At 65.1% G+C, this 630-nt stretch carries 1 protein-coding gene and 1 pseudogene; both read right to left on the bottom strand.

The window, feature by feature from the left end; translation table 11 throughout:
• The coding region (locus tag ACFFNX_RS50225) for a KR domain-containing protein (protein WP_378213583.1) at nt 1-136 on the bottom strand (136 nt) is incomplete at its 3' end.
• A 160-nt stretch (nt 137-296) separates the two neighbouring features.
• Nucleotides 297-623, bottom strand: a pseudogene (locus ACFFNX_RS50220) (zinc-binding dehydrogenase); the annotation flags it as partial.
• Nucleotides 624-630: the final 7 nt, after the last annotated feature.

Raw genomic sequence — 630 nt, 5'->3', positions numbered from 1 at the left:
CGGCGGTGTCGCAGGCGGTGATGGTTGCCTTCGTGCCGAGTGCGGCGAGTTCGGCTGTCAGTTCGGTCGCGCCAGGGGCGTCCTCGCCACGACGGCTGAGGAGCAGAAGGTGTTTGGCGCCGTGTTCGGCTGCCAGGTACCGGGCGGTGACCGCGCCCAGTGCGCCGGTGCCACCGGTGATCAGAACGGTGCCTTCGGGGTTCGGGGGTTGGGGGATGGTGAGGACGATTTTTCCGGACGATTTTTCCGGTGTGCTGGGCTCGGCTCATGTGCCGGAATGCGTCGCGTGCGCGGCGGACGTCCCAGGTGGCGACGGGCAGCGGTGTCAGGGTTCCTTGTTCGAGCAGGGCGGTGATGTGGCTGAGCATCGCCTGGATGCGGTCGGGCGCCACCTGGTTGAGGTCGAAGGCCTGGTAGCTCACGCCGGGGTGGTCGCGGGTGATGTCTTCGGGGTGGCGGATGTCGGCTTTGCCCATTTCGATGAATCGTCCGCCGTTTGTGAGTAGTCGTAGTGAGGCGTTGGTGAGTTCGCCGGTGAGTGAGTTGAGGACGACGTCGATTCCGCGTCCGTTGGTGGTGGTTTTGAAGTGGTTTTCGAATTGGGTGGTTCGGGAGGAGGCGATGTGGGCG

Origin of the sequence: Actinoallomurus acaciae (genome assembly GCF_042429965.1) — a bacterium.
Lineage (GTDB): Bacteria > Actinomycetota > Actinomycetes > Streptosporangiales > Streptosporangiaceae > Actinoallomurus > Actinoallomurus acaciae.
The sequence above is the reverse complement of the archived record's forward strand: the minus strand, read 5'-3'. Positions and strand labels throughout refer to the sequence as shown.